We start from the raw sequence: 23,874 nt of genomic DNA on the forward strand, positions 1-23,874 counted from the left end.
CAGGCCCTAGCTTCTCCGTCAAAGGAGACCCGCCATGACCAACCCGCTTCTGTCCGACTGGACCGGCCCCTACGAACTGCCGCCTTTCGCCGCGATCACCGACGAAGATTTCGCGCCCGCATTCGATGCCGCGCTGAGCGAGGCGCGCGCCAACATTGCCGCGATTGCCGAGAATGCCGAACCGCCCAGCTTCCCCAACACGATCGAGGCGATGGAACTGGCCGAGGGCGCGCTCGATAAGGTGGCGGGCGTCTTCTACAATCTCGCAGGCGCCGATGCGACGCCCGCGCGGCAGGCCCTGATGCGCGATCTGGCACCGAAGCTCGCGGTGTTTTCCTCCGAGATAACGATGAACAAGGCGCTGTTCGCGCGCATCGACCAGCTTTGGCAATCCCGCGAGAGCCTAGCTCTGAGCGACGAGCAGGCGCGGCTTCTGGAGCAGTATCACCAGATGTTCACCCGTGCGGGCGCGGGGCTGGAAGGTGCGGCGGCCGAGCGAATGAAGGAGATCAAGCAGCGCTTCGCCTCGATCACCACGCAGTTCAGCCAGAACCTGCTCGCCGATGAAAGCGGATGGTTCCGCCCGCTGGCCGAAGACGAGCTCGAAGGTCTGCCCGATTTCGTCATCGACACCGCGCGCGCGGCGGGCGAGGAGCGCGGAGAGGGAGGCCCGGTGCTGACGCTTTCGCGCTCGCTGATCGTGCCCTTCCTGCAATTCTCGCCCAATCGCGAGCTGCGCCGGATCGCCTATGAGGCCTGGACCGCGCGCGGCGCGAATGGCGGCGAGACCGACAATCGCGAGATCGCCGCCGAGATCCTGAAGCTGCGCGAGGAACGCGCGACGCTTTTGGGCTATGAGAGTTTCGCCGCCTACAAGCTCGAGCCCGAGATGGCGAAGACCCCGCAGGCCGTGCGCGATCTGCTGATGCGGGTCTGGGCGCCCGCGAAGGCGGCGGCTGAGTCCGATGCCGCAATACTGACCGCGATGATGCGCGAGGATGGGGTCAATGGCGATCTCGAGCCCTGGGACTGGCGCTACTACGCCGAGAAACGCCGCGTGGCCGAGCATGATTTCGACGAGGGGCAGATCAAGCCTTACCTGTCGCTCGACGCGATGATCGGCGCGGCCTTCGACACCGCGAACCGGCTCTTCGGGCTGGAGTTCAAGGAGATCGACGGGCCGTTCTACCACCCCGATGTGCGCGGCTGGGAGGTTTCGCGCAAAGGCGAGGTGCTGGCGGTGTTCCTGGGCGATTATTTCGCGCGCGGCTCGAAACGCTCGGGCGCATGGTGCTCGGCGATGCGCTCGCAACGCAAGCTCGGCGGTGCGCCCGTACCGATCGTGGTCAATGTGTGCAACTTCGCCAAGGGCGATCCAGCGCTTCTGAGCCATGACGATGCGCGCACGCTGTTTCACGAATTCGGCCATGCGCTGCACCAGATGCTGTCGAACGTGACCTATCAGTTCCTCTCGGGCACCTCCGTCGCGCGCGATTTCGTGGAACTGCCGAGTCAGCTTTACGAACATTGGCTCGACGTGCCCGCGACGCTCGAGAAGCATGCCCGCCACTACAAGACGGGCGAGTCGATGCCGGTGGAGCTGCGCGAAAAACTGAAAGGGGCAGCGACTTTCGATCAGGGCTTCTCGACGGTGGAATATCTCGCCTCGGCGCTGGTGGATCTGGCCTTCCACGAGGGCGCGGCCCCGGAAGATCCGATGGCAAAACAGGCCGAGATCCTCAACGAAATCGGCCTGCCGCATGCGATCCGGATGCGCCACGCGACCCCGCATTTCTCACATGTCTTCTCGGGCGACGGCTATTCGGCGGGCTATTACAGCTACATGTGGTCGGAAGTGATGGATGCCGATGCGTTCGAAGCCTTCGAGGAGGCGGGCGACGTGTTCGACCCAGAGACTGCTGGAAAGCTCGAACGCTTCATCCTCTCGGCGGGCAATTCGCGCCCGCCCGAAGAACTCTATACCGAGTTCCGTGGCAAGATGCCCGGCGTGGAGCCGCTTTTGAAAGGCCGTGGGCTGCTCGATCCCGCCGCCTGAGCCGATGGCAGGTCCCGGAGCCTCCGGCGGGGATATTTAAGACAGTTGGAAGCAAGGCGATCTGCTTTCCAACTGCTCCAAATATCCCGGGGGGCGGCGGAAGCCGCGGGGGCAGCGCCCCCTCCGGGCTCAGCCGTGATACACATCCTTGTGGATGATGACATCGGCCTGCGGATAGGCCTCGACGATGGCGCGTTTGAGTGCTGCGCCGATATCGTGGGCTTCGGTCAGGGTCTGATCGCCATCGAGCTCGATATGGAGGTTCACGAAGATCTGCGCCCCCGCTGTTCGGGTCTTGAGGTCATGAAAACCACGCACGCCGGGCCAGTCGTGCGCAATCGCGGCGATGCCCTCGACCACGTCATCGGGCGCGGCGCGATCCATCAGCGCGTTCCAGGCGCCCAGGCCTATCTTGCCCGCGCCCGAAAGCATGATTGCCGCCGCGATCAGTGCAACGATACTGTCGACATCGCTCCAGCCGAAATCATGCGAGAGCCAGAGCGCGAGGATCGCGCCCAGCGTGGGCAGCAGGTCGCCCACGTAATGCAGCCGGTCGGCCGCCACGACCTTGTTGCCGGTCGAGCGTGCGACGCGCCCCTGCCACCAGATCAGCGCGGCGGTGATCAGGGCCGAAGCGATCATCACGGCGATGCCTGCGCCTTGCGCGGCAAGTTCGGGCGGGGTGGGCGACAGCAGCCGCCGGATCGCGGCGATCCCGATTGCCGCGGCCGAACCCAGAACGATCAGCGCCTGCCCGAGGGCTGCGAGATCCTCGGCCGAGCTATGCCCGAAAGCGTGATCGTCATCGGCGGGTTTCGCGGCATAGAGAATCGCCACGAGCCCGGCCGCCGAGATCACCAGATCGACCGCGCTATCGGCCAGCGAGGCGCCCACCGAGAGCGCCCCGGTCTGCCACAGCGCCCAGGCCTTGAGCGCGACAAGCAAGCTGGCCGTGCCCACTGAGGCAAGCCCCGCCGAGGCGTTCATCCGTTGCTCTTGATCGCTATAGGCCATCGTCCGTTCGGGCTCCTTGCCGCAGCTTTACCTAGCGCGGCTGCCCGGGTCAGTCACGCGTCTCGTCGGGGTCCACGCCCCAGAGATCGGCCTTGGGCAGCCAGCCATCGGCCCCGCCGCCTTCGATCTCGCACCAGTCGTGATTGCACGCGCCGAGACGCGCGATCGCGCCGATCTGGGCCTTGGCGGTGACCTCGGCCTTTTCGTCGGGCCGCGCGTGGAGGTCAACCATGTCTTGGGTGACGATCACATGGCGCACGCCCGAAAGCAGCGTGTAATGAATCCAGCCGCCCTGGCCCTCGCTGTCCTCGACCCGGCGCCAATGGCCGAACTCGGCGGTGACGCGCAACGGCATGCCGGGATGGGTGAAGACCCAGTCGATACGATGCGACAGGGACGGTCCGCGGCGCGCATTGCCCTTGCCGCCCTTGAGCGAGACATAGCGCGGGATCGGCAGATGGGTGACGGGACCGCGCGCGACCGGCGTCGAGAGCTGCACCTGTGGCGCTTGCGGTGCGGGGGCGACCGAGGTCGGCTTGGCTTGGGGCTTGGGTTGCTGCGCAGGCGCGATCGCGGCCTCTTCCGTCGGTGGCGCGGCTTGCGTCTTGGATGTCGCCTGTGCGTTGCTGCCCGAGACGCTCCAGGCGGCCCCGACCAGAATCGCGATACCGGAAACCGCCGCAAAGATCTTGCTGACCGTCATAGCTTGCCCCATGTCCCCGGCCCGATCCCGCGCCCTTCGCGGTTCTTCGACATTCTGCGCGCAATAAAATTGCGCCTTCATGTCGATTCGGGCCATTTCTGCTCGTTCCGGGCCTTGTGCCTGCCCGCGTTGATGGGCAGTTTGCATCCAAGAGCCCAGCGATGGAAGAGAGGAGAGGCCCGAGATGCCCGCACCGCGCCTGAGTGTTGTCGTGACGCGACGCCTGCCCGAGGTTGTCGAGACCCGGATGAAGGAATTGTTCGATGTCGAGCTCAACCACGACGACCGCAAACTGAGCCGCGACGAGCTCGTCGACGCGATGAAACGCGCGGATGTTCTGGTGCCTTGCGTGACCGACAAGATCGAGGCCTCGATGATCACGCAGGCGGGCGAGAAGCTGAAGCTGATCGCGAATTACGGCGCCGGTGTGGATCATATCGACGTGTCCTCGGCCCGTCAGCGCGGCGTTCTGGTGTCGAACACGCCCGGCGTGGTGACCGATGACACGGCCGACATGACGATCGCGCTGATGCTCGCGGTGACGCGGCGCATTCCCGAGGGGCTCGCGCATATGCAGGCGGGCGACTGGCAGGGCTGGGCGCCCACGGCCTTCATGGGGCATCGCATCGGCGGCAAGCGGCTGGGGATCCTCGGCATGGGCCGGATCGGGCAGGCGGTGGCGCGGCGCGCCAAGGCCTTCGGGATGCAGATCCACTATCACAACCGCACCAAGGTTCACCCCGATATCGAGGCTGAACTGGAGGCGACCTATTGGGACAGCCTAGACCAGATGGTGAGCCGGATGGACGTGATCTCGGTGAACTGCCCGCACACGCCCTCGACCTTCCATCTGCTCAATGCGCGGCGGCTGAAGATGCTCAAACCCGAGGCGGTGATCGTGAACACCTCGCGCGGCGAGGTGATTGACGAGAACGCGCTGACGCGGGCGCTGCGCGCGGGCGAGCTGGCCGGGGCGGGGCTGGATGTGTTCGAGCATGGCTCGGAGGTCAATCCGCGCCTGCGCGAGCTGCCCAATGTCGTGCTGCTGCCGCATATGGGCTCGGCCACGGTCGAGGGGCGCATCGAGATGGGCGAAAAGGTTCTGGTCAATATCAAGACTTTCGCCGACGGGCACCGCCCGCCGGATCTGGTCGTGCCCTCGATGGTGTGAAGGACAAAAGGCCCCGGGTGAACCCCGGGGCCTTCGTCTTGGAGGCGGGAAAGCCTCCGCTCTCCGTCACGCTTTCGCCGATCAGCCTTCGTATTTCGGCATCGTCTTGAGCTGTTCCTCAGTCAGGCCGGTATGGACCGTGATCGAGTGGTTGTCTTGCAGCACGGTAAGCTGGTTGGTGTCGATCTCGACCGGCTTGGCGCCAATGCCGAGGAAACCACCCACATCGATCACCACGCCCTGGACCGAGCCGTCCGAACCGGTCACGAGCGCCGAGACATCGCCGACCTTGTCATTGTTCGGGCCATAGACGCCTTCGCCGCGCAGCACATCGGGATCGACCGAGGCGATATCAACCTGCTGGCCGTCCTCGGCCGAGGCCTGACCGACCTGACCCACGGCCGCCGCGGTGCTGTCGACCGCGTCGTCGATCGCCGAGCCGGTCTTGGCCGCGGCTTCCTTGGTCGCGGCACCCGCTTTGTCAGCGGCCTCGTCGATCGCCTGACCGGCCTCATTGGCCGCCTGTTTGGTGCTTTGCGCGGCATCCTTGGCCATCGCCTTGGTCTTGTCGGCCGCATCCGAAGCTGCCTGCTTCGTCGCCTCGGCGGCATTATCCATCGCCTGTCCCGCAGCCGCCGCCGAGGCCTTGGCCGCATCGCCGGCCTTGTGCATCGCCGCTTCGGCGGAGTTGTTGACCTTCATGGCCTCGGTCTCGCTCACATCGGCCCAGCTGGTCTGCATGTCGCCCTCATAGGCGGGCGCCTGATCGAGCATCGCCTTGTCGCCCTTCACGACGACGAAATAGGCGTTCTCGGTGTCGCCATCGGGGATCAGGCGCAACGAGCCCATCGAGATCGCGACGGTCTTCTCGCCAATGCCGAGGAAGCCACCCACATCGACGAGCACCGCATCGACATTGCCGTCCATGCCGATCACGACATCGCTGACTTCACCGATATCTTCCCAGTTCTGATCGGCGGCCTTGACCGCCTTGCTCGGGTCCATCGCGGTTTCCGAGACATAGACGCGCTTGCCGATCATCCCCGAAGCGCTGATCGAGTGCGGGATCGCCTTGAAGAAAGTGTCATTGGCCGAGCCCTGCTCGACGGTGACCTGAGCCGAATCGGTCGGCGAGGTCACCTGAACATCGGTTTTCGTTTCAGCCGCCGCCGGCAGCGCCAGCATCAGACCAATGGCCGTCGTGGTGATGAGGTTTTTCATTCTCGTCTCCCTTAGTGTTTGCGATTTCGGGCGGTTCATGTCGCTCAAGGCGTGCCGCCGTCAGATGGTGTTCAAACCCGTTGCGAGGCCGTGCAGTTCCTGTGTGCAGGCAGCAAATATTTTTCAATTTTCAGGGAACCGAAGCCGGATTTTCGTCATCGCGAGGCTGGGTTTGTCGCAGGACATATCCCGTGCCGGAAAGTGGCGGGAACCTGCCCAAACCGCAGGCGCGCCCCTCGCCACCTCCGGCGGATCGCCGCGCAATCGCGCGTCCCGAGACCCCGCAGGTTTCGGTCTGGCGCATCGCGCAGATGGCGCAATGTCGTTTTTGTCGCGCGAATGTCGCCCGGATCGGATTGCTCGGAGCCCTGAACGGGGCAATCTGTGCTCGGACATCCTCAAGGAGACAGCCCGATGAAAACCCATGTCAAAGCTCTGGTCGTCGGCGGCGGCGCGGTCGGTTGCGGCATCGCCTATCACCTGGCCAAGGCGGGCTGGGATACGCTGCTGGTGGAGCGCGATGAGCTGACCTCGGGCTCGACCTGGCACGCGGCCGGTCTGCTGCCCTTGTTCAACATGAGCTACGCGACGACCCATATCCACAAATACTCGGTCGATTTCTACAAGACGCTTGAGGCGGAAACCGGCCTGAACGCGGGCTTCTCGATCTGCGGCAACCTGCGCATGGCGCAGACCCAGGCGCGGATGGACGAATACAAGCTTTATTCCTCGGTCGCCGACACGGCGGAGGTCTATCACGAGTTCCTGACGCCTGCGCAGATGAAGGAGCGCTGGCCGCTTCTGAACACCGAAGACCTCGTGGGCGCGCTGTTCCACCCGCAGGATGGCTATATCAACCCCGCCGACGTGACCCAGGCGATGGCCAAGGGCGCGCGCCAGCACGGCTGCGAGATCGCGCGCAAGCTTCAGGTCAACGCCTATCGCTGGACCGGCTCGGAATGGGTCGTCACGCTCGAGAAGATGATCGAGAAGGGCGGCAACCTCGTGGGCTCGGGCGAAGAGATCGAGATCCGCGCCGAGCATGTGGTGACTGCCACCGGCAACCACGCGCAGCGCACTGCGCGCCTGCTGGGCATCAAGATCCCTGCGATCCCGGTCGAGCACCAGTTCATCGTGACCGAGCCTGATCCCGCGCTGGTCAAATGGCGCGCCGAAGGCAATCCCGAACACCCGGTTCTGCGCGACGCCGATGCGAAATGGTATGTCCGCGAAGAGCGCGGCGGCTGGATCCTCGGCCCTTACGAGCGCAACGCGCCCGCGCGGTTCTGCTATGACGTGCCCGAGAGCTTCCGCGCCGACCTGTTCCAGCTCGATCTGGAGCGGATCGAGGAAGAATACATGTCGATGATCCATCGTCTGCCGACCTCCGAGACCGTCGGCCTCAAGGACGATTTCAACGGCCCGATCTGCTACACGCCCGATGGCAACCCGCTCGTCGGCCCCGCGCCGGGGCTGCGCAACATGTGGCTGGCCGAGGGCTTCTCTTTCGGCATCACCGCCGCGGGCGGCACCGGCTATTACCTCGCGCAGATGATGGTGAACGGCGAGGCCGAGATCGACATGGCGTCGCTCGATCCCAAGCGTTACGGCTCGTGGATGACGACCGAATACGCGGCGCGCAAGAACGAGGAATGCTACGAGCACGTCTTCATCCTGCACCACCCCGATGAAGAGCGCGAAGCCTGCCGTCCGCTGCGCACCGCGCCGAACTACGACCGCCAGATCGCCGAGGGCGCGCAGATGGGGCAGGTCAACGGCTGGGAACGCCCGAACTATTACGGGCCCAAGGATGCGCCGTCGAGCTTCGATCATGACAGCCGCAGCTTCCGCCGGGGCGCCTGGTGGCAATATGCCGAGGCCGAGGCCCGCGCGATCCGCGAGACCGCCGGTCTGATCGACGCGACCGCCTTCGCCAAGCACCTCGTGCGCGGCTCCGGCGCGACCGCTTTCCTCGATCAGTTCACCTGCAACAAGCTGCCGAAAGTGGGCCGGATCAACCTGACCTACGCGCTGACCGAAGCGGGCACCACGCGCACCGAATACACCATCGTGCGTCTGGCCGAGGACGAGTATTACCTGATCTCGGCCGGGGCCTGGGCCGATTACGACGGGGATTTCCTGCGTAAGTCGATCGAGGATTTCCGCGCGGCGGGCGGCGACTATGTCGATTGCCATGACATCACCACGCAATGGGGTGTCTTCGCGCTGGCGGGGCCGAATGCCCGTGCCATCCTTCAGGAGGTGGTCAAGGACGCCTATCCGGAAACCGTGCTGTCGAACAAACGCTTCCCGTGGCTGTCGATGCGCAATATCGAGCTTGGCATGTGCCCGGTGCGCGCGGTGCGCGTGGCCTATACGGGCGAGCTTGGCTGGGAGTTGCATCACCCCGTCGAGATGTCGCGCTACCTCTGGGAACTGCTGGTCAAGGCGGGCGAGAAGCACGGGCTCAAGCTCGTGGGCGCGCGCGCCCAGAACTGGCTGCGTCAGGAAAAGAGCTACCGCGCCTTCGGCAACGAGCTCGGACGCGACGCCACCCCGCAGGAAGCCGGTCTCGACCGCTTCATCGACCTTGAGAAAGACTTTACCGGAAAGCAGGCGATGCTCGACACCGGCATTCGCTCGAAATGCGTGACGCTGCTGATCGACGGGCCCGAGGATGCGGACCCGTGGGGCAAGGAAGTGATCAAGCTTGATGGCGAGCGCGTCGGTCGTCTGACCTCCGGCGGCTGGTCGGTCGCCTTCGGCAAGCAGATCGGCATGGGCTATGTCCGCCCCGATCTGGCCGAGCCCGGCACGAAGCTGAGCGTGCGTATCCTCGGCGCGGATTACCCGGCCGAAGTGGCCGAGGACAGCCCGCACGATCCCACCAACGCACGCATCCGCGTCGACGGCTAAGCGAGAGGGGGGGGGCGCTGCCCCCCGCGCCTCGCGGCGCTCCCCCCGGGATATTTCGTGCAGTTGGAAGATGAGCGTATCTGACCTTCAACGGCATCCACTATCCCGGGGGGGAATGGCCGCCCGCCCAGAGGGGGCGGCGCCCCCTTTCTCGTGCCACCGCCAGTCACAACGCCGTGTCCTCACCGGCGGCTTCCCGCGCGGGAGCGCGCGCCGCATTGCCTTGCCGGGGGCGCCCCGTTACCCTCGCGCCGAACCGATCGAAAGGACCGTTTCGTGCCGAGTTTTCCGACCCCGCTGCGCCTTGCGCTGATTGCTTTCCTGATGGGCTCCACCGCTGCCCTGCCGCTTCATGCGCAAGACGCGCCGAAGGCGGACAGCCCCGAGGCTGCCGCCGATGCGGCCGATGCCGCTGCGGCGGCGCAGGCGGCGGGCGACACGTCCAATGATCCGAGCCCGCAGGAGGCTGGCGCCTATCTCGCCGCGCGCATCGCCTCGCAACAATTCGATTTCGCGGAAGCCGCGCATTATTACCGCAAGCTGATGGCGAGCGGCGATACCAGCGCGGCGACCGCCGAGGCGACTCTGGTCTCGGAAATCGCGATCGGCGATTTCGACAGCGCCGTGCCTCTGGCACAGCAGATGATCGAGGCCGAGACCGGGAGCCAGATTGCAGCGCTCGCGATCCTCGCGCAGCGGGCGCATGACAAGGATTGGGCCGGCGCGCTCAAGCTGCTCGACAGTGATGCCGATCCCGGCCCGCTGGTGGGGGGGCTTTCGCGGGCCTGGGCGCTGGTGGGCGAGGGCAAGATGTCAGATGCCGCTGCCGCCTTCGACAAGGTCGGTGAGGAGAAGGGCCTCGGCGCGTTCGCCGATTTCCACAAGGCGCTCGCACTGGCATTGGTTGGCGATTACGAAGGCGCGGACAAGATCTTCACCGGCGAGCATGGCGGCACCATCACCTCGACCCGGCGCGGCGTGATCGCCCATGCCGAGATCCTCTCGCAGCTCGAGAAGAGCGACGCGGCGGCGAAACTGATCGAAGACAGTTTCGGTCCGGATCTCGATCCGCAGCTCGAGGCGATGCATGCCAAGCTGCTCAAGGGCGAAACATTGCCCTATGATATCGTGCGCAATGCCACCGATGGCGTGGCCGAGGTCTATTACTCGGTCGCCCAGGCGCTGGTGGGCGATGCGCCCGATACCTTCACCCTGATGCATTCGCGTCTGGCCAATCTGGTCGCGCCGGGTCTCGACGATTCGAACCTTCTGACGGCCTCGCTTCTCGACCAGCAGAAGCAATATGACCTGGCGATCTCCACCTATGCCGCGATCTCGCCCGAGAGCCCGATCTACCATGCTGCCGAGATCGGCCGCGCGGAATCGATGGTGCGCGCGGGCCGCAACGATGCGGCGATCGAGGTGCTGGAGAACCTGTCGCGGATCCGGCCCAACCTCGTCGGTGTCTGGACGGCACTGGGCGATACGCTGCGCCGCGAGAGCCGCTTCCCCGAGGCCGCCAAGGCTTATGACAAGGCGATTGAGCTTCTGGGCGAGCCCAAGCCCAACGACTGGTTTGTCTGGTATTCGCGTGCCATTGCGCAGGAGCGCTCGGGCGATTGGGCCGAGGCCGAAAAGGGCTTCCGCGAAGCGCTCAAGCTCTCGCCCGACCAGCCCTCGGTACTCAACTACCTCGGCTATTCTTACGTGGACAAGGGCGAGAACCTCGACGAGGCGCTCGCGATGATCCGAAAGGCGGCCGAGGAACGCCCCGATGCGGGCTTCATCATCGACAGTCTCGGCTGGGCGCTCTTCAAGCTGGGCCACTACCAGGAAGCCGCCGACGAGATGGAGCGCGCCGTCGAGCTCGAACCCCGTGATCCGCTGCTGAACGATCACCTGGGCGATGTGCTCTGGGCGGTCGGGCGCAAGCGCGAGGCCGAGTTCCAGTGGCGCCGCGCGCTCTCCTTCGCGACCGATGATGCCGAGACCACCGAAGAGCTCGATCCCGATCAGATCCGCCGCAAGATCGAAGTGGGTCTGGACCAGGTGCGCGAGGAAGAGGGGCTGCCGCCGCTCAAGGATCTGGGGCCGAGCAAGGGTGCCGATGCGAGCAACTAGCGTCTTCGCGCCGGCGAAGATCAACCTCACGCTTCATGTCACCGGTCAGCGGGCGGATGGCTATCACCTGCTCGACAGCCTCGTCGTCTTCGCGCCGGTGGGGGACCGGCTGGTCATCCAGCCCGGTAATGCGCTGTCGCTGACCGTCGAGGGGCCGGAGGCCGCGGGCGTGCCTGCCGACATGTCGAACCTCGTTCTGAAGGCTGCAGCATTCTTGGCCGAGCGGGCGGAAGAGACACGTGGCGCGTCCTTTCTTCTCGACAAATGCCTGCCGCCCGCCTCGGGTATCGGTGGCGGCTCGTCCGACGCGGCGGCGGCGATCCGGGGGCTGATGGATTTCTGGGAGCTTTCGCCCGAGGCCGATCTTGCCCCCGCGCTCGTGGCGTGCGCGCATGACCCGGCGCAACAACAGGCGCTTCTGGCAGAGATGCTGCCCCGTCTTGCGGGGCTCTCTGGCGGGCTGGCGACGCTGGGGGCGGATGTGCCGATGTGCATGGTCCCGCAGCCGCTGCGAGTGGGTGGCATCGGTGAGGAGCTCACGCTTGCCCAGCTGCCGTCTTTGCCCGCACTTCTCGTGAACCCGCGTGTCGAGGTGCCGACACCCGCCGTTTTCAAGGCCCTCGCGCGCAAGGATAACCCGGCCATGCCGGCGACCCTTCCGACCTTCTCAGCTGCGTCCGACTGCATCGACTGGCTGGCCACGCAGCGCAACGATCTGCAAGCGCCGGCCATCGCCACCGCACCTGTGATCGCGGATGTCATCACCGCACTCGACGCCCTTCCCGGATGCCGGCTTGCCCGAATGTCGGGCTCGGGCGCCACCTGTTTTGCGCTCTTCGAGACGCAAGACGCCGCGCAAGCCGCCGAAGCGCGCCTCGCCGCAGAACATCCCGGCTGGTGGATCGCGTCCGGGAGCCTCGGCGATCAGACGCAAAAGGCGCAGCCCCAAAGCCGCGCCTGTTCATCTTGATCCAAATATCTCACCGGGTGGCGCCGATCGGTGCGCCCATCGGTTCGAGAACCAATCGGCGACGGGGGTGAAACGCCCCGTGCGATCGCCGCTCAGCGCAGCCGCGCCACCACGTAATCGGCCAGATCGTCGAGCATTTCGCGCAGGTCGCTCTCGGGCAGAACCGCCAGACGCGCGCGACCCCGATCGGCCCAGTCGAGCGCCGCCGCGCGGGTCTCGTCAAGCGCACCATTGGCCTGCATCAGATCCAGCGCATGTTCCAGATCGCCCTCGCGCTGGTCGCCCTTCTCGATCACACGGGTCCAGAAGGCGCGATCCTCGTCACCGGCTTTCGAGATCGCCTTGATCACCGGCAGGGTCAGCTTGCGCTCGCGGAAATCGTCACCGACGTTCTTGCCCATCGTCTTCGCGTCGCTGAGATAATCGAGCAGATCGTCGACCACCTGGAAGGCAATCCCGAGCGCCTCGCCGTAATCGCGCAGTGCCTCGACCTGATCCTCCGTCGCGCCTGCAAGCACCGCCCCCGCTTCGGTCGAGGCCGAGAACAGCGCCGCCGTCTTGCCGCGGATCACCGTGTAATAGGTCTCCTCGGAGGTCTTCATGTCCTCCGCGGCGCTCAGTTGCAGAACCTCACCCTCGGTGATCACCGCGCTCGCACTCGACAGGATCGAGAGAACCCGCAGATTGTTGGTATCGGTCATCAGCTGGAAGGACCGGGCGAAGAGGTAATCGCCCACCAGAACGCTCGACTTGTTGTCCCAGAGCAGGTTCGCGGTCGGGCGGCCCCGGCGCTGCTTGCTCTCGTCGACCACGTCGTCATGCAGCAGCGTCGCGGTGTGGATGAACTCGACCGCGGCGGCCAGATTGTGATGCAGCGTGCCCTCGTAGCCGCAGATCCGCGCCGCGGCCACAGTCAGCATCGGGCGCAGCTTCTTGCCACCCGCGCCCACCAGATGCGCGGTCACTTCGGGGATGCGCGGTGCGTGGCGCGAGGCCATCCGCTCAAGGATCAGCGCATCCACAGCCGCCATATCGCTCGCCAGCGCTTCGGCCAGCCTGTCATGCGGTTTCACCGCCTTGTCGTCGAGGCTCATTGTCATCCCTTCGCTCTGCCTCATCTCGACAGCCCTCTCAAGGGGCCGTAAGTGAGGGATATGAAAGAGCTCCTGCGCAGCACCGACCCGGTGAAACTGGCCATGGCCACCGCCCTTCTCGAGGGCGAGGGTATAAGCACCTTTCAGCTCGACGTCCATACGAGCGTGCTCGAGGGCTCCTTGGGCATTCTGCCGCGCCGGCTGATGGTGCGCGACAGCGATTTGTTCATGGCGCAGGCGGTTCTGCGCGACAACGAGATCCGGTCGGACTGATGCAGGTCGCGCCCTTTTCCCCTGACGAGCTGACCGAGGACGGCTTTCTGGGCGGGCGGTTGCGGATCGCCCAGCCCCGCGCGGGGTATCGCGCGGCGATGGATCCGGTTCTTCTGGCGGCGGCCTGTCATGCGCGCCCCGGCCAGTCGGTGCTGGAACTGGGCTGCGGGGCAGGGGTGGCGAGTCTGTGCCTTGGCTGCCGCGTGCCGGGTGTCGCGCTGACCGGGCTCGAGCTGCAACCGGCCTATGCCGCGCTGGCGCGCGAGAATGCCGCGCGCAACGGGATCGCATTCGAGGTCATGGAGGGCGATCTGTCTCGGATGCCGCCCGATCTGCGCGCACGCAGTTTCGACCATGTCATTGCCAATCCACCCTATTTCGGCGCGTCCGACGGCACGCCCGCAACTGACGCGGGCCGCGAGCGGGCGCAGCGCGAGGCGACCCCGATCTCGGACTGGATCGACGCGGGGCTCAAACGGCTCAAGCCCGAGGGCTGGATCACCATCATTCAGCAGGCCGACCGGCTCGGAGATCTGCTCGACGGCTTGAAATCGCGGGCCGGAGCCACCACGATTCTTCCTATAGCCCCGCGCGAAGGTCGCGCGGCGCGGCGGGTCATTGTCACGGCCCGCAAGGGCGCGAAAACGCCCCTGAAGCTGCTTGCGCCTTTTGTGCTGCATGCAGAGCCCGCGCATTCACGGGATGCGGAGGATTTAACGAATATTGCGCGCGCAATCCTGCGCGATGCTCAAATCTTGCCGATCGAGCGTTAACGCTTTCGCAAGATTTCGCGAAAAATCTGGGGATAACCCGAGTTTTTGCGACAATTCCGTGACACGACTCAAATCCTGTGCTGCAATATTGAGGCTGACAACTAGAGAGGAGACTGCCATGTCGCTTGGTTCGCATATCCACGAACTTCGCAAAAAACATGAGGCTCTGTCGATGGAGGTCGAGCGCGCCGCGCGCCGCCCTGGCATCGACGATCTCGAAATCGCCCAGATGAAGAAGCAGAAGCTTCGGTTGAAAGAGGAGATCAACCGACTCGAATCGGCCTAAAGAGGCCCCTCTCACGAATTTTCCGGGCCGTCCTTCGGGGCGGCCCGTGGCATTTCAGGGGGGTGTTCAGACGCCTGGTTCGGGGCGCATCTTTCGCCGCCCGCCAAGCGCCGCCAGCCCTGCACCGCCTGCGATGAGCGCCGCCGAAATCAGCAGGGTCGGGCTTGCCGGTGCGATCCCGACCGCCACCAGCACCAGCGTTGAGACCAAAGGCGCCGCATAGGAAGCTGTGCCGAGAAGCTGGATATCTCCTCGTTTCACGCCCAGATCCCAAGTGTAGAAGGCCAAGCCCACCGGTCCCAGCCCCAGCGCGAGAACGGAGGCCCAGCCGAGCGCGTCTTCCGGCCAGACCGTCGGCTCCAGCACCAGATGGGCCAGCCCCGACAGCACCGAGGTCGCCAGACAATAGACCGCCACCGCCGCCGTCGGCACCGTGCCGAACCGACGCGAGAGCAGCGAATAGCTCGACCAGGTCAGCGCGCAGACCAGCGCGAGCGCATAGCCGGGCAGGGCGCTCGCATCCGCCGAGAGCCCGCCACCCAGGATCAGCGCCGCGCCCGCAAACGCCATCGCCGCCCCCGCGATATGCCAAAGCGTCAACCGCTCGCCGGGCAAGAGGCCCGAGAACAACACGATCAGAAGCGGCCAGAGATAGGCGATCAACCCGGCCTCGGCCGGGGGCGCGAGACGCAGCGCCGAGAAATAGAACAGGTGATAGCCGAAGAGCCCCGCTGTCCCCGCCGCATAGACCTTCCACGACACCGTGCGCAGCTGGCCGATGCTGCCCGTCGCGATCAGCCAGACCACCCCGATCGCCCCGCCCACCGCGAAACACAGCGCATTGAGCAACAGCGGCGGCACCGGGGCCGAGCCCACGGTGAACAGCGCCAGCAGCGCCCAGAGCAGGACGGCGGTGAAGCCGATGGAGGTTGCCTTGCCGCGCGTCATGCCGTCCCCGCGAAATGAAAGAGGCCCGCAAGATGCGGGCCTCGGGTCCGATTGCCAAGAGGCGAAATCAGACGAAATACTGACCGCCATTCGCGGTGATCGTCGAGCCGGTGATGAAGCCCGCATCGTCCGAGGAAAGGAAGACCACGCAGCGTGCGATCTCTTCGGGCTCGCCCAGACGGCCGACCGGGATCTGGCCGATGATCGCCTCGCGCACCTTTTCCGGCACCGCCATCACCATCTCGGTCGCGATATAGCCGGGGCAGATCGCGTTCACGGTGATGCCCGCGCGCGCGCCTTCCTGCGCCAGCGCCTTGGTGAAGCCCAGATCGCCCGCCTTCGCCGCCGAGTAGTTGGCCTGACCGAACTGACCCTTCTGACCGTTGATCGAGGAGATGTTCACGATCCGGCCGAACTTCCGGTCGCGCATCTTCGTCCAGAGCGGGTGGGTCATGTTGAAGATACCGCTGAGGTTGGTGTCGATCACCTCGTTCCACTGCTCGCGGCTCATCTTGTGGAAGGGCGCGTCGCGGGTGATGCCGGCGTTGTTGACCAGCACGTCGATCGGGCCGACTTCGGCTTCGATCTGCTCGATGCCCGCGGCGCAGGCGTCGTAATCGGCGACCGACCATTTGTAGGTCTTGATGCCGGTTTCCGCGGTGAACTTGGCTGCGGCCTCGTCATTGCCGGCATAGTTCGCGACGACGGTGTAGCCCGCCGCCTGAAGCGCTTTCGAGATGGCGGCGCCGATGCCGCGCGATCCGCCGGTGACCAATGCAACTCTGGACATGATTCCTCCTCCAGGTGAAATTCCGTTGAAATGCTGTTACCGAAAATGAGAAAGGCGCGCAACATTGTTGCGCGCCTTTTTTGCTTTTGCAGCAATTTATTACGCGCTGACCGTCTTGATCAGAGCCCTTCGATGCACATCGCGACGCCCATGCCGCCGCCGATGCACAGCGTGGCGAGGCCTTTCTTCGCACTCTGACGCTTCATTTCGAACAGCAGCGTGTTCAGGATGCGGCAGCCAGACGCGCCGATCGGGTGACCGATGGCGATCGCGCCGCCATTGACGTTCACCTTGTCGGTATCCCAGCCCATGTCCTTGTTCACCGCGCAGGCCTGCGCTGCGAAGGCTTCGTTCGCCTCGATCAGATCGAGATCCGAGGCCTTCCAGCCCGCCTTTTCCAGCGCCTTGCGCGAGGACGGGATCGGGCCGCAGCCCATGATCGACGGATCGAGACCGGCGGTCGCGTAAGAGGCGATCCGCGCCAGCGGGGTCAGCCCGCGCTTGGCGGCCTCTTCTTCGGTCATCAGCAGCACGGCCGCCGCGCCGTCATTGATCCCGGAGGCGTTGCCCGCGGTGACCGAGCCATCCTTGGTGAAGGCCGGGCGCAGCTTCTGCATCGATTCCAGTGTCGCGCCGTGGCGGATATATTCGTCCTGATCGACAACCGTCTCGCCCTTGCGGGTCTTCACGGTGAAGGGGATGATCTCGTCGGCGAACTTGCCGGCCTTCTGCGCGGCCTCGGCCTTGTTCTGCGAGGCGAGCGCGAATTCGTCCTGCATCTCGCGCGAGATCTGCCACTGGTTCGCGACATTCTCGGCGGTCTGGCCCATGTGGTAGCCGTTGAAAGCGTCCCACAGCCCGTCCTTGATCATCGAGTCGATCATCTTCATGTCGCCCATCTTCTGGCCCGCGCGCAGATGCGCGACATGGGGCGACAGCGACATGCTTTCCTGACCGCCCGCGATCACGATATCCGCGTCGCCGCACAGGATGTGCTGGGCGCCGAGCGCGACGGTGCGCAGACCCGAGCCGCAAACCTGGTTGATCGACCAGGCGGCGGATTCGATCGGGAGACCGGCATTGATATGGGCCTGGCGGGCGGGGTTCTGGCCTTGCCCGGCGGTCAGGACCTGACCGAGGATGGTTTCCGAAACTTCGCCTTTCTCGATCCCGGCGCGGGCGACGACCGCCTCGAGCACCGCTGCGCCCAGGTCATGGGCCGGGGTGTTCGCGAACGACCCAAGGAACGAGCCGACGGGCGTGCGCGCGGCCGAGACGATGACGACATTTGTCATGGGAACCTCCTCATCACTTTCAGAGAGCCGGCGCCAATACGCGCCTGCTTGCTGCCGCGCAGCATGGCGAAAGCGGACGTCAGGTCAAGTCGAATCACGCGTATCAGGCGATTGTTAGCGTAATTTTATTGCGCAAATGGGCACTCAAACTCATGCAGTCTTGCGTCCCGACCCCGATTTTGCCTCCCATTGTGGATGCACTGTCGGCACGCCGAAATAGTATCCCTGCATGCAATCGACCCCCAACGCGGCGAGATATTCGGCATCGGCACTGCTCTCGACCGCCTCGGCCACGGTAAACATCTCGAAATGGCGCGCGATATCGAGCAGCGACTTCGTCAGCGCCTGATTGTCGGGGTCGATCGCGATACCACGAATGAATTGCCCGTCGATCTTGAGAATGTCGAAATAGAAATCGCGCAGGTATCGAAACGAGGTGTAGCCGGCGCCGAAATCATCGAGCGCGAAGCTCACCCCGCGGGCTTGCAGATCCTCCATGAAGACCGTCACCAGTTCGGGCATGTGCATGGCCGAGCTTTCGGTGATTTCCAGGATCAGCCGGTCGGCAATGGTTTCGTCGATCGCCAGGCCGCGATTGAGTGTCTTCATCCAGTTCGGATATCCGATCGAGCGGGCCGACATATTGACCGCGAGGCGCAGATCCTCCTGTTCGAGCAGCGCCTGCAATCCCATTTCGAGCGCGAGGCAGTCCAGCTTGCGACCGAGCTCCGTCATTTCGACGGTCTCGATGAAATCCTTGGCCGGGATGATCCGTCCCGTTTCGTCGAGCACGCGGATCAGCCCCTCGTAGAAAGCGGGCTGCTCGGGCCGTCGGGTCTGGATCACCGGCTGGTAGGCCAGCATGACCTCGCGGTGCTCGATCGCGCGCCGGACCATGGCGATGGTCGCACGATCCTGTTCCGCCACCGCGTAGCTCAGCGGGCTGTCGAGATCGGGGCTGATCCCCGTGGCTGTATGCGCGCCGCGATTCGTCATCTGTCCCTCCGACCGACACCGTTGTCGCTCACCATCGCGCCAAGCCGCTAAGAAGCGGTAAAGAGGTATCGGTCGGGTCATCCCATGGTTAATGAGCGACTGAGCGCATCGGTCTAAAGGAATTCGTAAGGATGCGGGCGCTAGGATCGGGGCGAATCCATTGGCGGGAGGATGCCGCGCATCATGAACCTTGAAACCGATCCGCACGACCGCTTCGGCGACGAAGTGCCGTTCGCGCTGCACGAGCTCTTCTATTCCCGCACCGATCCGCGCGGAGTGATCCAGGCGGGAAACGAGATCTTTCGTCGGGTGTCGGGTTACGACTGGTCCGAACTGATTGGCGCGCCGCATAAGATCGTGCGCCATCCCGATACGCCCAAAGGCGTGTTCCGGTTGCTCTGGGACGCGATCCAGAAGGGCCATCCGATGGGCGCCTATGTGAAGAACCGCGCGAAGAACGGTGGCTGGTATTGGGTTTTCGCGGTCTTGCTGCCGATCGACGGGGGATATCTCTCGGTGCGGCTCAAGCCGGTCAGCGAGCTTTCGGGCCGGATTCAAAAATTCTACAGCGAACTCTCGGCCCGCGAGCGCGATGAGACGCTCGATCCGGAGCAGTCGGTTGCGATCCTGCGCGCCCAGGCAGAAGCCAGCGGCTATGCCAGTTACACCGCTTTCATGGCCTATGCGCTGTCGCTTGAACTGGCGGAACGCGACCGCCAGTTGCGGCGCGCGGTCGATGCGCGCACGAGCATGCTCGGCGAGATGAACGAAGCCATGGCCAAGCTGACGAAGGAACAGATTGGACTGCTGCGCAGTTTCGAGGCCTTGCAGTCGGTGCCCAATAATATGCGCATCGTGGCGTCGAGGCTCGAACCCTCCGGCGGCCCGGTCTCGGCGATTTCGGAAAATTACAAAGCCTCTTCGGTGGTGATTTCCGAGCGGTTGCGCCAGTTCGTGGCCGGGCGCGACAATCTCTGCGCGCAAATGGCCTGGCAGGTGGCGCGCGCACTCTTCCTGCTCGGGTGCAGCCGAGTCCTGCCCGAGATGAATCGTGAGTTCCGCGAAGAAGAGACGCATGAGAAGATCGACTTCGCCGAGGAGCGGACGCTTTTGGCGCAGCTCGAGGTGAAGGGGATTTCCGATGCGCGCGCGGCAATGCTATCGGCCGCTGATTTCGCAGCCCAGATGACTCAGCAAAGCCGCGATATCCGGCGCCAGATGCTCGGGCTCGACACGATCCGGGTTCTCGGGCGGGTCGAATGCGGACGAATGCGCGATTCGAGCGAAGGGCTGAGCGCCACGATCGATCAGCTCGACAGCTTCCACGACGATATCAAGTCGCGGCTCGAGGCAATCATGCGCCTGTCCGAGGTGGTGAAACATTCGCTCACCCGCTATCTGCGGCTTGAACAAGCCGCGGCCTAGCGTCGCGGCGCACCCCAGAGGCGACGGGGCGGCAGGCGGGTCCGCTAAGTCCCGCGGGAGCGCCGCGCCAGCACATCGAGAGACCGGATAGACCAGCACATCGAGAGACAGGATGAGAAGGTGGCCTCGCGAAGGGTCGGCCTTCGCGTCTTCGATCCGGAGATGTCCAATCTCCGCGCATTCCAGCCGACCTGCGCGCTCCCTCAGGATTCGCAGCGGGCTATGGCACCAGCGGTGAACCGTCTCCCAAGGCCCGCTCTGCCAAGGGCTTACTTGTCGTCGATCAGCGCCTGGATGACCTTCTTGGCCTCGGGAGAATCCCATTCCGCCCCGCCGATCATCCGCCCGACCTCATGGCCGTTATGGTCGATCAGCACCGAGACCGGCAGGCCCAGAACCCCCATCGCGCGCGCGGCAAAATTCGCATCGTCATGGAAGCGCGGCAGGGCGTCGATGCCTTCCTTGTCGAAGAAAGACGCGACCTTCGCGGGCGAATTCGAGCCACCCGTCGCGATCGTCAGAACCTTGAAATCGTCGGGCCCGAATGCTTTTTGCAGCGCGTTCAGTGAGGGCATTTCCTCGCGGCACGGCGGGCACCAGGTGGCCCAGAAGTTGATCAGAACGACCTTGCCTTCGAACTCTTTCATCGAATGCTCGGCCCCGGTCTCGTCGGTGAATGAGAAGGGCGGAAGCGGCAGAGGCTTCGAATAGGTGACGAGCGACTCCATCTGCCCATCCTTGACCGCATCGAGATCGGCGGCCTGCGCAACATTTGCACCCAGCGCCAGCGCCGTATAAAGGACGAGAAATCGTAACATATCGCCTCCGTAAAAGGGCCCGAACCATGACCGACGACACCGCAGAGAACAAGGCCTCCAACGCGATGTGGGGCGGGCGTTTCGCCGCAGGGCCCGACGCGATCATGGAGGCGATCAACGCCTCGATCGGGTTCGACCAGCGGCTCTACGCGCAAGATATCCGCGGCAGCCGGGCCCACGCCGCGATGCTCGCTGCGCAAGGCATCATTACTGATAAGGATGCCGAGGCGATCGGGGAAGGGTTGATCACGGTTTTGTCAGAAATCGAAGCGGGCGATTTCCCCTTCTCGACCGCGCTCGAAGACATCCACATGAATGTCGAGGCGCGGCTGAAGGAAATCGTCGGCGAACCGGCGGGGCGGCTGCATACCGCGCGCTCGCGCAATGACCAGGTCGCGACCGATTTCCGGCTCTGGGTGCGCGAGCAATGCGACGCCGCGATCACCGGGCTCGACGCGCTGATCCGCGCGGCGTTGGGCCGGGCCGAGGAGGGCGCCGATTGGGTCATGCCCGGCTTCACCCATCTGCAGACCGCGCAGCCCGTGACCTTCGGCCATCACATGATGGCCTATGTCGAGATGTTCGCGCGCGACAAATCCCGCTTTGAAGACGCGCGCAAGCGGATGAACGAATGCCCGCTGGGGGCGGCGGCGCTGGCCGGCACCGGTTTCCCGATCGACCGGCACGCGACCGCGGCGGCGCTTGGCTTCGACCGGCCGATGGCAAACTCGCTCGATGCGGTCTCGGATCGCGATTTCGCGCTGGAATTCCTGTCGGCCTCCTCGATCTGCGCGGTGCATCTGTCGCGCCTCGCCGAAGAGCTGGTGATCTGGTCCTCCGCGCAGTTCCGCTTCGTTGCGATGTCGGACAAGTGGTCGACGGGCTCCTCGATCATGCCGCAGAAACGCAACCCCGACGCGGCCGAGCTGATCCGCGCCAAGATCGGCCGCATCCTCGGCGCCTCGGTCGCGCTGTTCACCGTGATGAAGGGCCTGCCGCTCGCCTATTCCAAGGACATGCAGGAAGACAAGGAGCAGGTCTTCGACGCCGCCGACAACCTGATGCTGGCGCTCGCCGCGATGGCGGGGATGATCTCCGACATGGTGGTCAATGCCGACAAGCTGGAGGCCGCGGCCTCGGGCGGGTTCTCGACCGCGACCGATCTGGCCGATTGGCTGGTGCGCGAGGCGGGGCTGCCCTTCCGCGACGCCCACCACGTGACCGGTTCGCTCGTCGCGATGGCCGAGGAGAAGGGCTGCGATCTGCCCGATCTAAGCCTAGACGAGATGCAATCCGTCAACGCCGCCATCACCGAGAGTGTCTTCGACGTGCTCGGGGTTCACAACTCGGTCGCCTCGCGGCAATCTTACGGCGGAACCGCACCCGATCAGGTGCGCGCCCAGGTTGCCCGCTGGAAGGACCTTCTTGGATGAGAGCCCTCGCACCGTTCGCGTTGATTGGCCTGCTCGGCGCCTGCGCCGCCGATCCCGAACTGCACACCAATATCGGCCTCAATCGCGACGGGGTGCATGTCACTCCGGCCGCGACCGCGCGGGTCGGCATCGTGACGCTGTCGGTGACGCCATGAGCAAAGCCGCCACGCTCGCCCTTCTCGCCCTTTTCGCGCTCGCCGCCTGCGGTGTCGACGGCCCGCCCGTCCCGCCGTCCGAAGCCGACAGCGCCCAGTCCCAGACGCCTCAGTCCCAGTAATCGAGACCTCCCATGGATCATTTCCTCTATCGTGACGGTATCCTCCATGCCGAGGACGTGCCGATCCCCGAGATCGCGGCCGCTGTCGGCACGCCGTTCTACGTCTATTCGACCGCCACGCTGGAGCGCCATTTCAAGCTGTTCGAGGAGGCTCTGGGCTGGACCGATCACCTGATCTGCTTCGCGATCAAGTCGAACTCGAACCTCGCCGTTCTCAAGACGCTCGGCGATCTGGGCGCGGGCATGGATGTGGTCTCGGGGGGCGAATATCGCCGGGCGCGGGCCGCAGGCGTGCCGGGCGATCGGGTGGTGTTCTCGGGCGTCGGCAAGACCCGCGAGGAGATCGCTTACGTTCTCGAAAACGGCATTCGCCAGTTCAACGTGGAATCCGAGCCGGAGCTGCTGGCGATCTCGGAGATTGCCTCGGCGATGGGCGTCACCGCCCCGATCGCGCTGCGCGTGAACCCCGATGTGGACGCCAAGACCCATGAGAAGATCGCGACCGGCAAGTCCGAGAACAAGTTCGGCATCCCGATCGCCAAATCCCGCGCCGTCTATGCCGAGGCCGCGAAGCTTCCGGGCATCGAAGTCGTGGGCATCGACGTGCATATCGGCTCGCAGCTGACCGATCTCGAACCTTTCGAGGCCGCCTTCCTCAAGGTCCGCGATCTCACGCTCGCACTGCGCGAAGACGGCCATGACATCCGCCGTCTCGATCTTGGCGGCGGGCTTGGCATTCCCTACGAGCGTTCGAACTCCGCGCCGCCGCTGCCGATCGAATACGGGCAGGTGATCCAGCGCGCGGTCGGCGATCTGGGCTGCGAGATCGAGATCGAACCGGGCCGCCTGATCTCGGGCAATGCCGGGTTGCTCGTCTCCTCGGTGATCTGGCTGAAGGAAGGCGAGGGGCGCGATTTCCTCATCCTCGACGCGGCGATGAACGATCTCGTGCGGCCCTCGATGTATGGCGCGCATCACGACATCATCCCGGTGATCGAGCCCGCGCCCGGCACCGAATCCGCGCCTTTCGATATCGTGGGCCCGGTCTGCGAGACCGGCGACACCTTCGCCAAGGCGCGCAACCTGACCCCGCTTGGTCCGGGCGATCTCGTGGCCTTCCGCTCGGCGGGCGCTTACGGCGCGGTCATGTCCTCGGAATACAACTCCCGCCCCCTGATCCCCGAAGTGCTGGTCAAAGGTGGCGAATTTGCACTCATCCGGGCAAGACCGAGCTTTGAGGAAATGCTCTCCCGCGATACGATCCCTGAGTGGCTCTGATCCGTAGTCAGGGAAT

21 protein-coding genes are annotated in these 23,874 nt (G+C 64.8%); 12 read left to right on the top strand and 9 right to left on the bottom strand.

What is annotated here, in order from left to right; translation table 11 throughout:
- The first annotated feature begins 34 nt into the window (after positions 1–34).
- Entirely contained in the window at positions 35–2,056 is a 2,022-nt protein-coding gene (locus TP2_RS11175; protein WP_038077273.1) for a M3 family metallopeptidase, read from the top strand.
- Positions 2,057–2,185: 129 nt separating this feature from the next.
- Here the strand turns inward: TP2_RS11175 and TP2_RS11180 are convergent, their stop codons facing one another.
- Together TP2_RS11180 and TP2_RS11185 are read right to left on the bottom strand one after the other, a co-directional pair.
- On the bottom strand, positions 2,186–3,070 hold the full coding sequence (locus TP2_RS11180; RefSeq protein WP_038077274.1) for a cation diffusion facilitator family transporter: 885 nt from the start codon (positions 3,068–3,070) through the stop codon (positions 2,186–2,188).
- Between the two features lie 49 nt (positions 3,071–3,119).
- Positions 3,120–3,773, bottom strand: a complete 654-nt coding sequence (locus TP2_RS11185; protein ID WP_084714224.1) for an SH3 domain-containing protein — start codon at positions 3,771–3,773, stop codon at positions 3,120–3,122.
- Positions 3,774–3,957: 184 nt separating this feature from the next.
- Between TP2_RS11185 and TP2_RS11190 the strand changes: the two genes are divergently transcribed.
- Positions 3,958–4,944 (top strand): 2-hydroxyacid dehydrogenase, encoded by a 987-nt coding sequence (locus TP2_RS11190; RefSeq protein ID WP_038077275.1) that lies wholly within the window; start codon positions 3,958–3,960, stop codon positions 4,942–4,944.
- Positions 4,945–5,025: 81 nt separating this feature from the next.
- Here TP2_RS11190 and TP2_RS18025 read toward each other — a convergent pair whose 3' ends face one another.
- The gene (locus TP2_RS18025; RefSeq protein WP_051692496.1) at positions 5,026–6,165 is read right to left on the bottom strand and encodes a PRC-barrel domain-containing protein; all 1,140 of its coding nucleotides are present in this window, start codon (positions 6,163–6,165) and stop codon (positions 5,026–5,028) included.
- A gap of 414 nt (positions 6,166–6,579) precedes the next feature.
- Here TP2_RS18025 and TP2_RS11200 point away from each other — a divergent pair, with 414 nt between their 5' ends.
- The 3 genes from TP2_RS11200 (at position 6,580) to TP2_RS11210 (ending at position 12,172) form a co-directional block, all read left to right on the top strand.
- Positions 6,580–9,081, top strand: coding sequence for a GcvT family protein (locus TP2_RS11200; RefSeq protein WP_038077276.1), 2,502 nt, complete (start codon positions 6,580–6,582; stop codon positions 9,079–9,081).
- A gap of 276 nt (positions 9,082–9,357) precedes the next feature.
- Positions 9,358–11,202 carry a tetratricopeptide repeat protein gene (locus TP2_RS11205; RefSeq protein ID WP_051692498.1) on the top strand — a complete coding sequence of 615 codons (1,845 nt, stop codon included), beginning with the start codon at positions 9,358–9,360 and terminating at the stop codon, positions 11,200–11,202.
- Entirely contained in the window at positions 11,189–12,172 is a 984-nt protein-coding gene (locus TP2_RS11210) for a 4-(cytidine 5'-diphospho)-2-C-methyl-D-erythritol kinase (protein WP_038077277.1), read from the top strand. Before TP2_RS11205 ends, TP2_RS11210 begins: the two co-directional genes overlap by 14 nt.
- A gap of 92 nt (positions 12,173–12,264) precedes the next feature.
- Here the strand turns inward: TP2_RS11210 and TP2_RS11215 are convergent, their stop codons facing one another.
- Positions 12,265–13,266 carry a polyprenyl synthetase family protein gene (locus TP2_RS11215; protein WP_038077278.1) on the bottom strand — a complete coding sequence of 334 codons (1,002 nt, stop codon included), beginning with the start codon at positions 13,264–13,266 and terminating at the stop codon, positions 12,265–12,267.
- 60 nt (positions 13,267–13,326) lie between these two features.
- Between TP2_RS11215 and TP2_RS11220 the strand changes: the two genes are divergently transcribed.
- From TP2_RS11220 to TP2_RS18320, 3 genes are all read left to right on the top strand, one after another.
- Positions 13,327–13,539: a putative signal transducing protein gene (locus TP2_RS11220; protein ID WP_038077279.1), complete on the top strand. Its 213-nt coding sequence runs from the start codon at positions 13,327–13,329 to the stop codon at positions 13,537–13,539.
- Complete coding sequence (locus TP2_RS11225) at positions 13,539–14,312, top strand: tRNA1(Val) (adenine(37)-N6)-methyltransferase (protein WP_038077280.1); 774 nt, start codon at positions 13,539–13,541, stop codon at positions 14,310–14,312. Before TP2_RS11220 ends, TP2_RS11225 begins: the two co-directional genes overlap by 1 nt.
- Before the next feature lie 118 nt (positions 14,313–14,430).
- Entirely contained in the window at positions 14,431–14,598 is a 168-nt protein-coding gene (locus TP2_RS18320; protein ID WP_084714196.1) for a YdcH family protein, read from the top strand.
- Positions 14,599–14,664: 66 nt separating this feature from the next.
- Here TP2_RS18320 and yddG read toward each other — a convergent pair whose 3' ends face one another.
- The 4 genes from yddG to TP2_RS11245 form a co-directional block, all read right to left on the bottom strand.
- Positions 14,665–15,546, bottom strand: a complete 882-nt coding sequence (yddG, locus tag TP2_RS11230; protein WP_038077281.1) for an aromatic amino acid exporter YddG — start codon at positions 15,544–15,546, stop codon at positions 14,665–14,667.
- A gap of 67 nt (positions 15,547–15,613) precedes the next feature.
- Positions 15,614–16,336: a beta-ketoacyl-ACP reductase gene (gene phbB / locus TP2_RS11235; protein WP_038077284.1), complete on the bottom strand. Its 723-nt coding sequence runs from the start codon at positions 16,334–16,336 to the stop codon at positions 15,614–15,616.
- Between the two features lie 119 nt (positions 16,337–16,455).
- The gene (locus tag TP2_RS11240; RefSeq protein ID WP_038077285.1) at positions 16,456–17,631 is read right to left on the bottom strand and encodes an acetyl-CoA C-acetyltransferase; all 1,176 of its coding nucleotides are present in this window, start codon (positions 17,629–17,631) and stop codon (positions 16,456–16,458) included.
- 150 nt (positions 17,632–17,781) lie between these two features.
- Positions 17,782–18,627 (bottom strand): EAL domain-containing protein, encoded by an 846-nt coding sequence (locus TP2_RS11245; protein WP_051692500.1) that lies wholly within the window; start codon positions 18,625–18,627, stop codon positions 17,782–17,784.
- 183 nt (positions 18,628–18,810) lie between these two features.
- On the opposite strand from TP2_RS11245, the gene TP2_RS11250 reads away from it, so the two are divergent.
- Positions 18,811–20,052, top strand: coding sequence for a PAS domain-containing protein (locus TP2_RS11250; RefSeq protein ID WP_051692502.1), 1,242 nt, complete (start codon positions 18,811–18,813; stop codon positions 20,050–20,052).
- Between the two features lie 269 nt (positions 20,053–20,321).
- On the opposite strand, the gene TP2_RS11255 is transcribed toward TP2_RS11250, so the two are convergent.
- On the bottom strand, positions 20,322–20,870 hold the full coding sequence (locus TP2_RS11255) for a TlpA family protein disulfide reductase (protein WP_038077289.1): 549 nt from the start codon (positions 20,868–20,870) through the stop codon (positions 20,322–20,324).
- A gap of 26 nt (positions 20,871–20,896) precedes the next feature.
- Between TP2_RS11255 and argH the strand changes: the two genes are divergently transcribed.
- The 3 genes from argH to lysA all read left to right on the top strand — a co-directional run bounded on the left by argH (position 20,897) and on the right by lysA (position 23,858).
- Positions 20,897–22,303 (top strand): argininosuccinate lyase, encoded by a 1,407-nt coding sequence (argH, locus tag TP2_RS11260; protein WP_038077292.1) that lies wholly within the window; start codon positions 20,897–20,899, stop codon positions 22,301–22,303.
- Entirely contained in the window at positions 22,300–22,458 is a 159-nt protein-coding gene (locus TP2_RS18530; RefSeq protein ID WP_157617107.1) for a hypothetical protein, read from the top strand. Before argH ends, TP2_RS18530 begins: the two co-directional genes overlap by 4 nt.
- Before the next feature lie 134 nt (positions 22,459–22,592).
- The gene (gene lysA / locus TP2_RS11265) at positions 22,593–23,858 is read left to right on the top strand and encodes a diaminopimelate decarboxylase (RefSeq protein ID WP_038077293.1); all 1,266 of its coding nucleotides are present in this window, start codon (positions 22,593–22,595) and stop codon (positions 23,856–23,858) included.
- Positions 23,859–23,874 lie beyond the last annotated feature (16 nt).

The organism is Thioclava pacifica DSM 10166, from assembly GCF_000714535.1.
GTDB classification, from domain to species: domain Bacteria; phylum Pseudomonadota; class Alphaproteobacteria; order Rhodobacterales; family Rhodobacteraceae; genus Thioclava; species Thioclava pacifica.

Excerpts from the sequence above, each read along its gene's own strand:
- yddG (WP_038077281.1), bottom strand. The coding sequence starts at position 15,546 with ATGACGCGCGGCAAGGCAACCTCCATCGGCTTCACCGCCGTCCTGCTC.
- TP2_RS18025 (WP_051692496.1), bottom strand. The coding sequence starts at position 6,165 with ATGAAAAACCTCATCACCACGACGGCCATTGGTCTGATGCTGGCGCTG.
- TP2_RS11185 (WP_084714224.1), bottom strand. The coding sequence starts at position 3,773 with ATGACGGTCAGCAAGATCTTTGCGGCGGTTTCCGGTATCGCGATTCTG.
- TP2_RS11200 (WP_038077276.1), top strand. The coding sequence starts at position 6,580 with ATGAAAACCCATGTCAAAGCTCTGGTCGTCGGCGGCGGCGCGGTCGGT.
- TP2_RS18530 (WP_157617107.1), top strand. The coding sequence starts at position 22,300 with ATGAGAGCCCTCGCACCGTTCGCGTTGATTGGCCTGCTCGGCGCCTGC.
- TP2_RS11175 (WP_038077273.1), top strand. The coding sequence starts at position 35 with ATGACCAACCCGCTTCTGTCCGACTGGACCGGCCCCTACGAACTGCCG.
- TP2_RS11225 (WP_038077280.1), top strand. The coding sequence starts at position 13,539 with ATGCAGGTCGCGCCCTTTTCCCCTGACGAGCTGACCGAGGACGGCTTT.
- TP2_RS11255 (WP_038077289.1), bottom strand. The coding sequence starts at position 20,870 with ATGTTACGATTTCTCGTCCTTTATACGGCGCTGGCGCTGGGTGCAAAT.
- TP2_RS11250 (WP_051692502.1), top strand. The coding sequence starts at position 18,811 with ATGAACCTTGAAACCGATCCGCACGACCGCTTCGGCGACGAAGTGCCG.
- lysA (WP_038077293.1), top strand. The coding sequence starts at position 22,593 with ATGGATCATTTCCTCTATCGTGACGGTATCCTCCATGCCGAGGACGTG.
- TP2_RS11190 (WP_038077275.1), top strand. The coding sequence starts at position 3,958 with ATGCCCGCACCGCGCCTGAGTGTTGTCGTGACGCGACGCCTGCCCGAG.
- TP2_RS11220 (WP_038077279.1), top strand. The coding sequence starts at position 13,327 with ATGAAAGAGCTCCTGCGCAGCACCGACCCGGTGAAACTGGCCATGGCC.
- phbB (WP_038077284.1), bottom strand. The coding sequence starts at position 16,336 with ATGTCCAGAGTTGCATTGGTCACCGGCGGATCGCGCGGCATCGGCGCC.
- TP2_RS11180 (WP_038077274.1), bottom strand. The coding sequence starts at position 3,070 with ATGGCCTATAGCGATCAAGAGCAACGGATGAACGCCTCGGCGGGGCTT.
- TP2_RS11215 (WP_038077278.1), bottom strand. The coding sequence starts at position 13,266 with ATGAGCCTCGACGACAAGGCGGTGAAACCGCATGACAGGCTGGCCGAA.
- TP2_RS18320 (WP_084714196.1), top strand. The coding sequence starts at position 14,431 with ATGTCGCTTGGTTCGCATATCCACGAACTTCGCAAAAAACATGAGGCT.
- TP2_RS11245 (WP_051692500.1), bottom strand. The coding sequence starts at position 18,627 with ATGACGAATCGCGGCGCGCATACAGCCACGGGGATCAGCCCCGATCTC.
- TP2_RS11240 (WP_038077285.1), bottom strand. The coding sequence starts at position 17,631 with ATGACAAATGTCGTCATCGTCTCGGCCGCGCGCACGCCCGTCGGCTCG.
- TP2_RS11210 (WP_038077277.1), top strand. The coding sequence starts at position 11,189 with ATGCGAGCAACTAGCGTCTTCGCGCCGGCGAAGATCAACCTCACGCTT.
- argH (WP_038077292.1), top strand. The coding sequence starts at position 20,897 with ATGACCGACGACACCGCAGAGAACAAGGCCTCCAACGCGATGTGGGGC.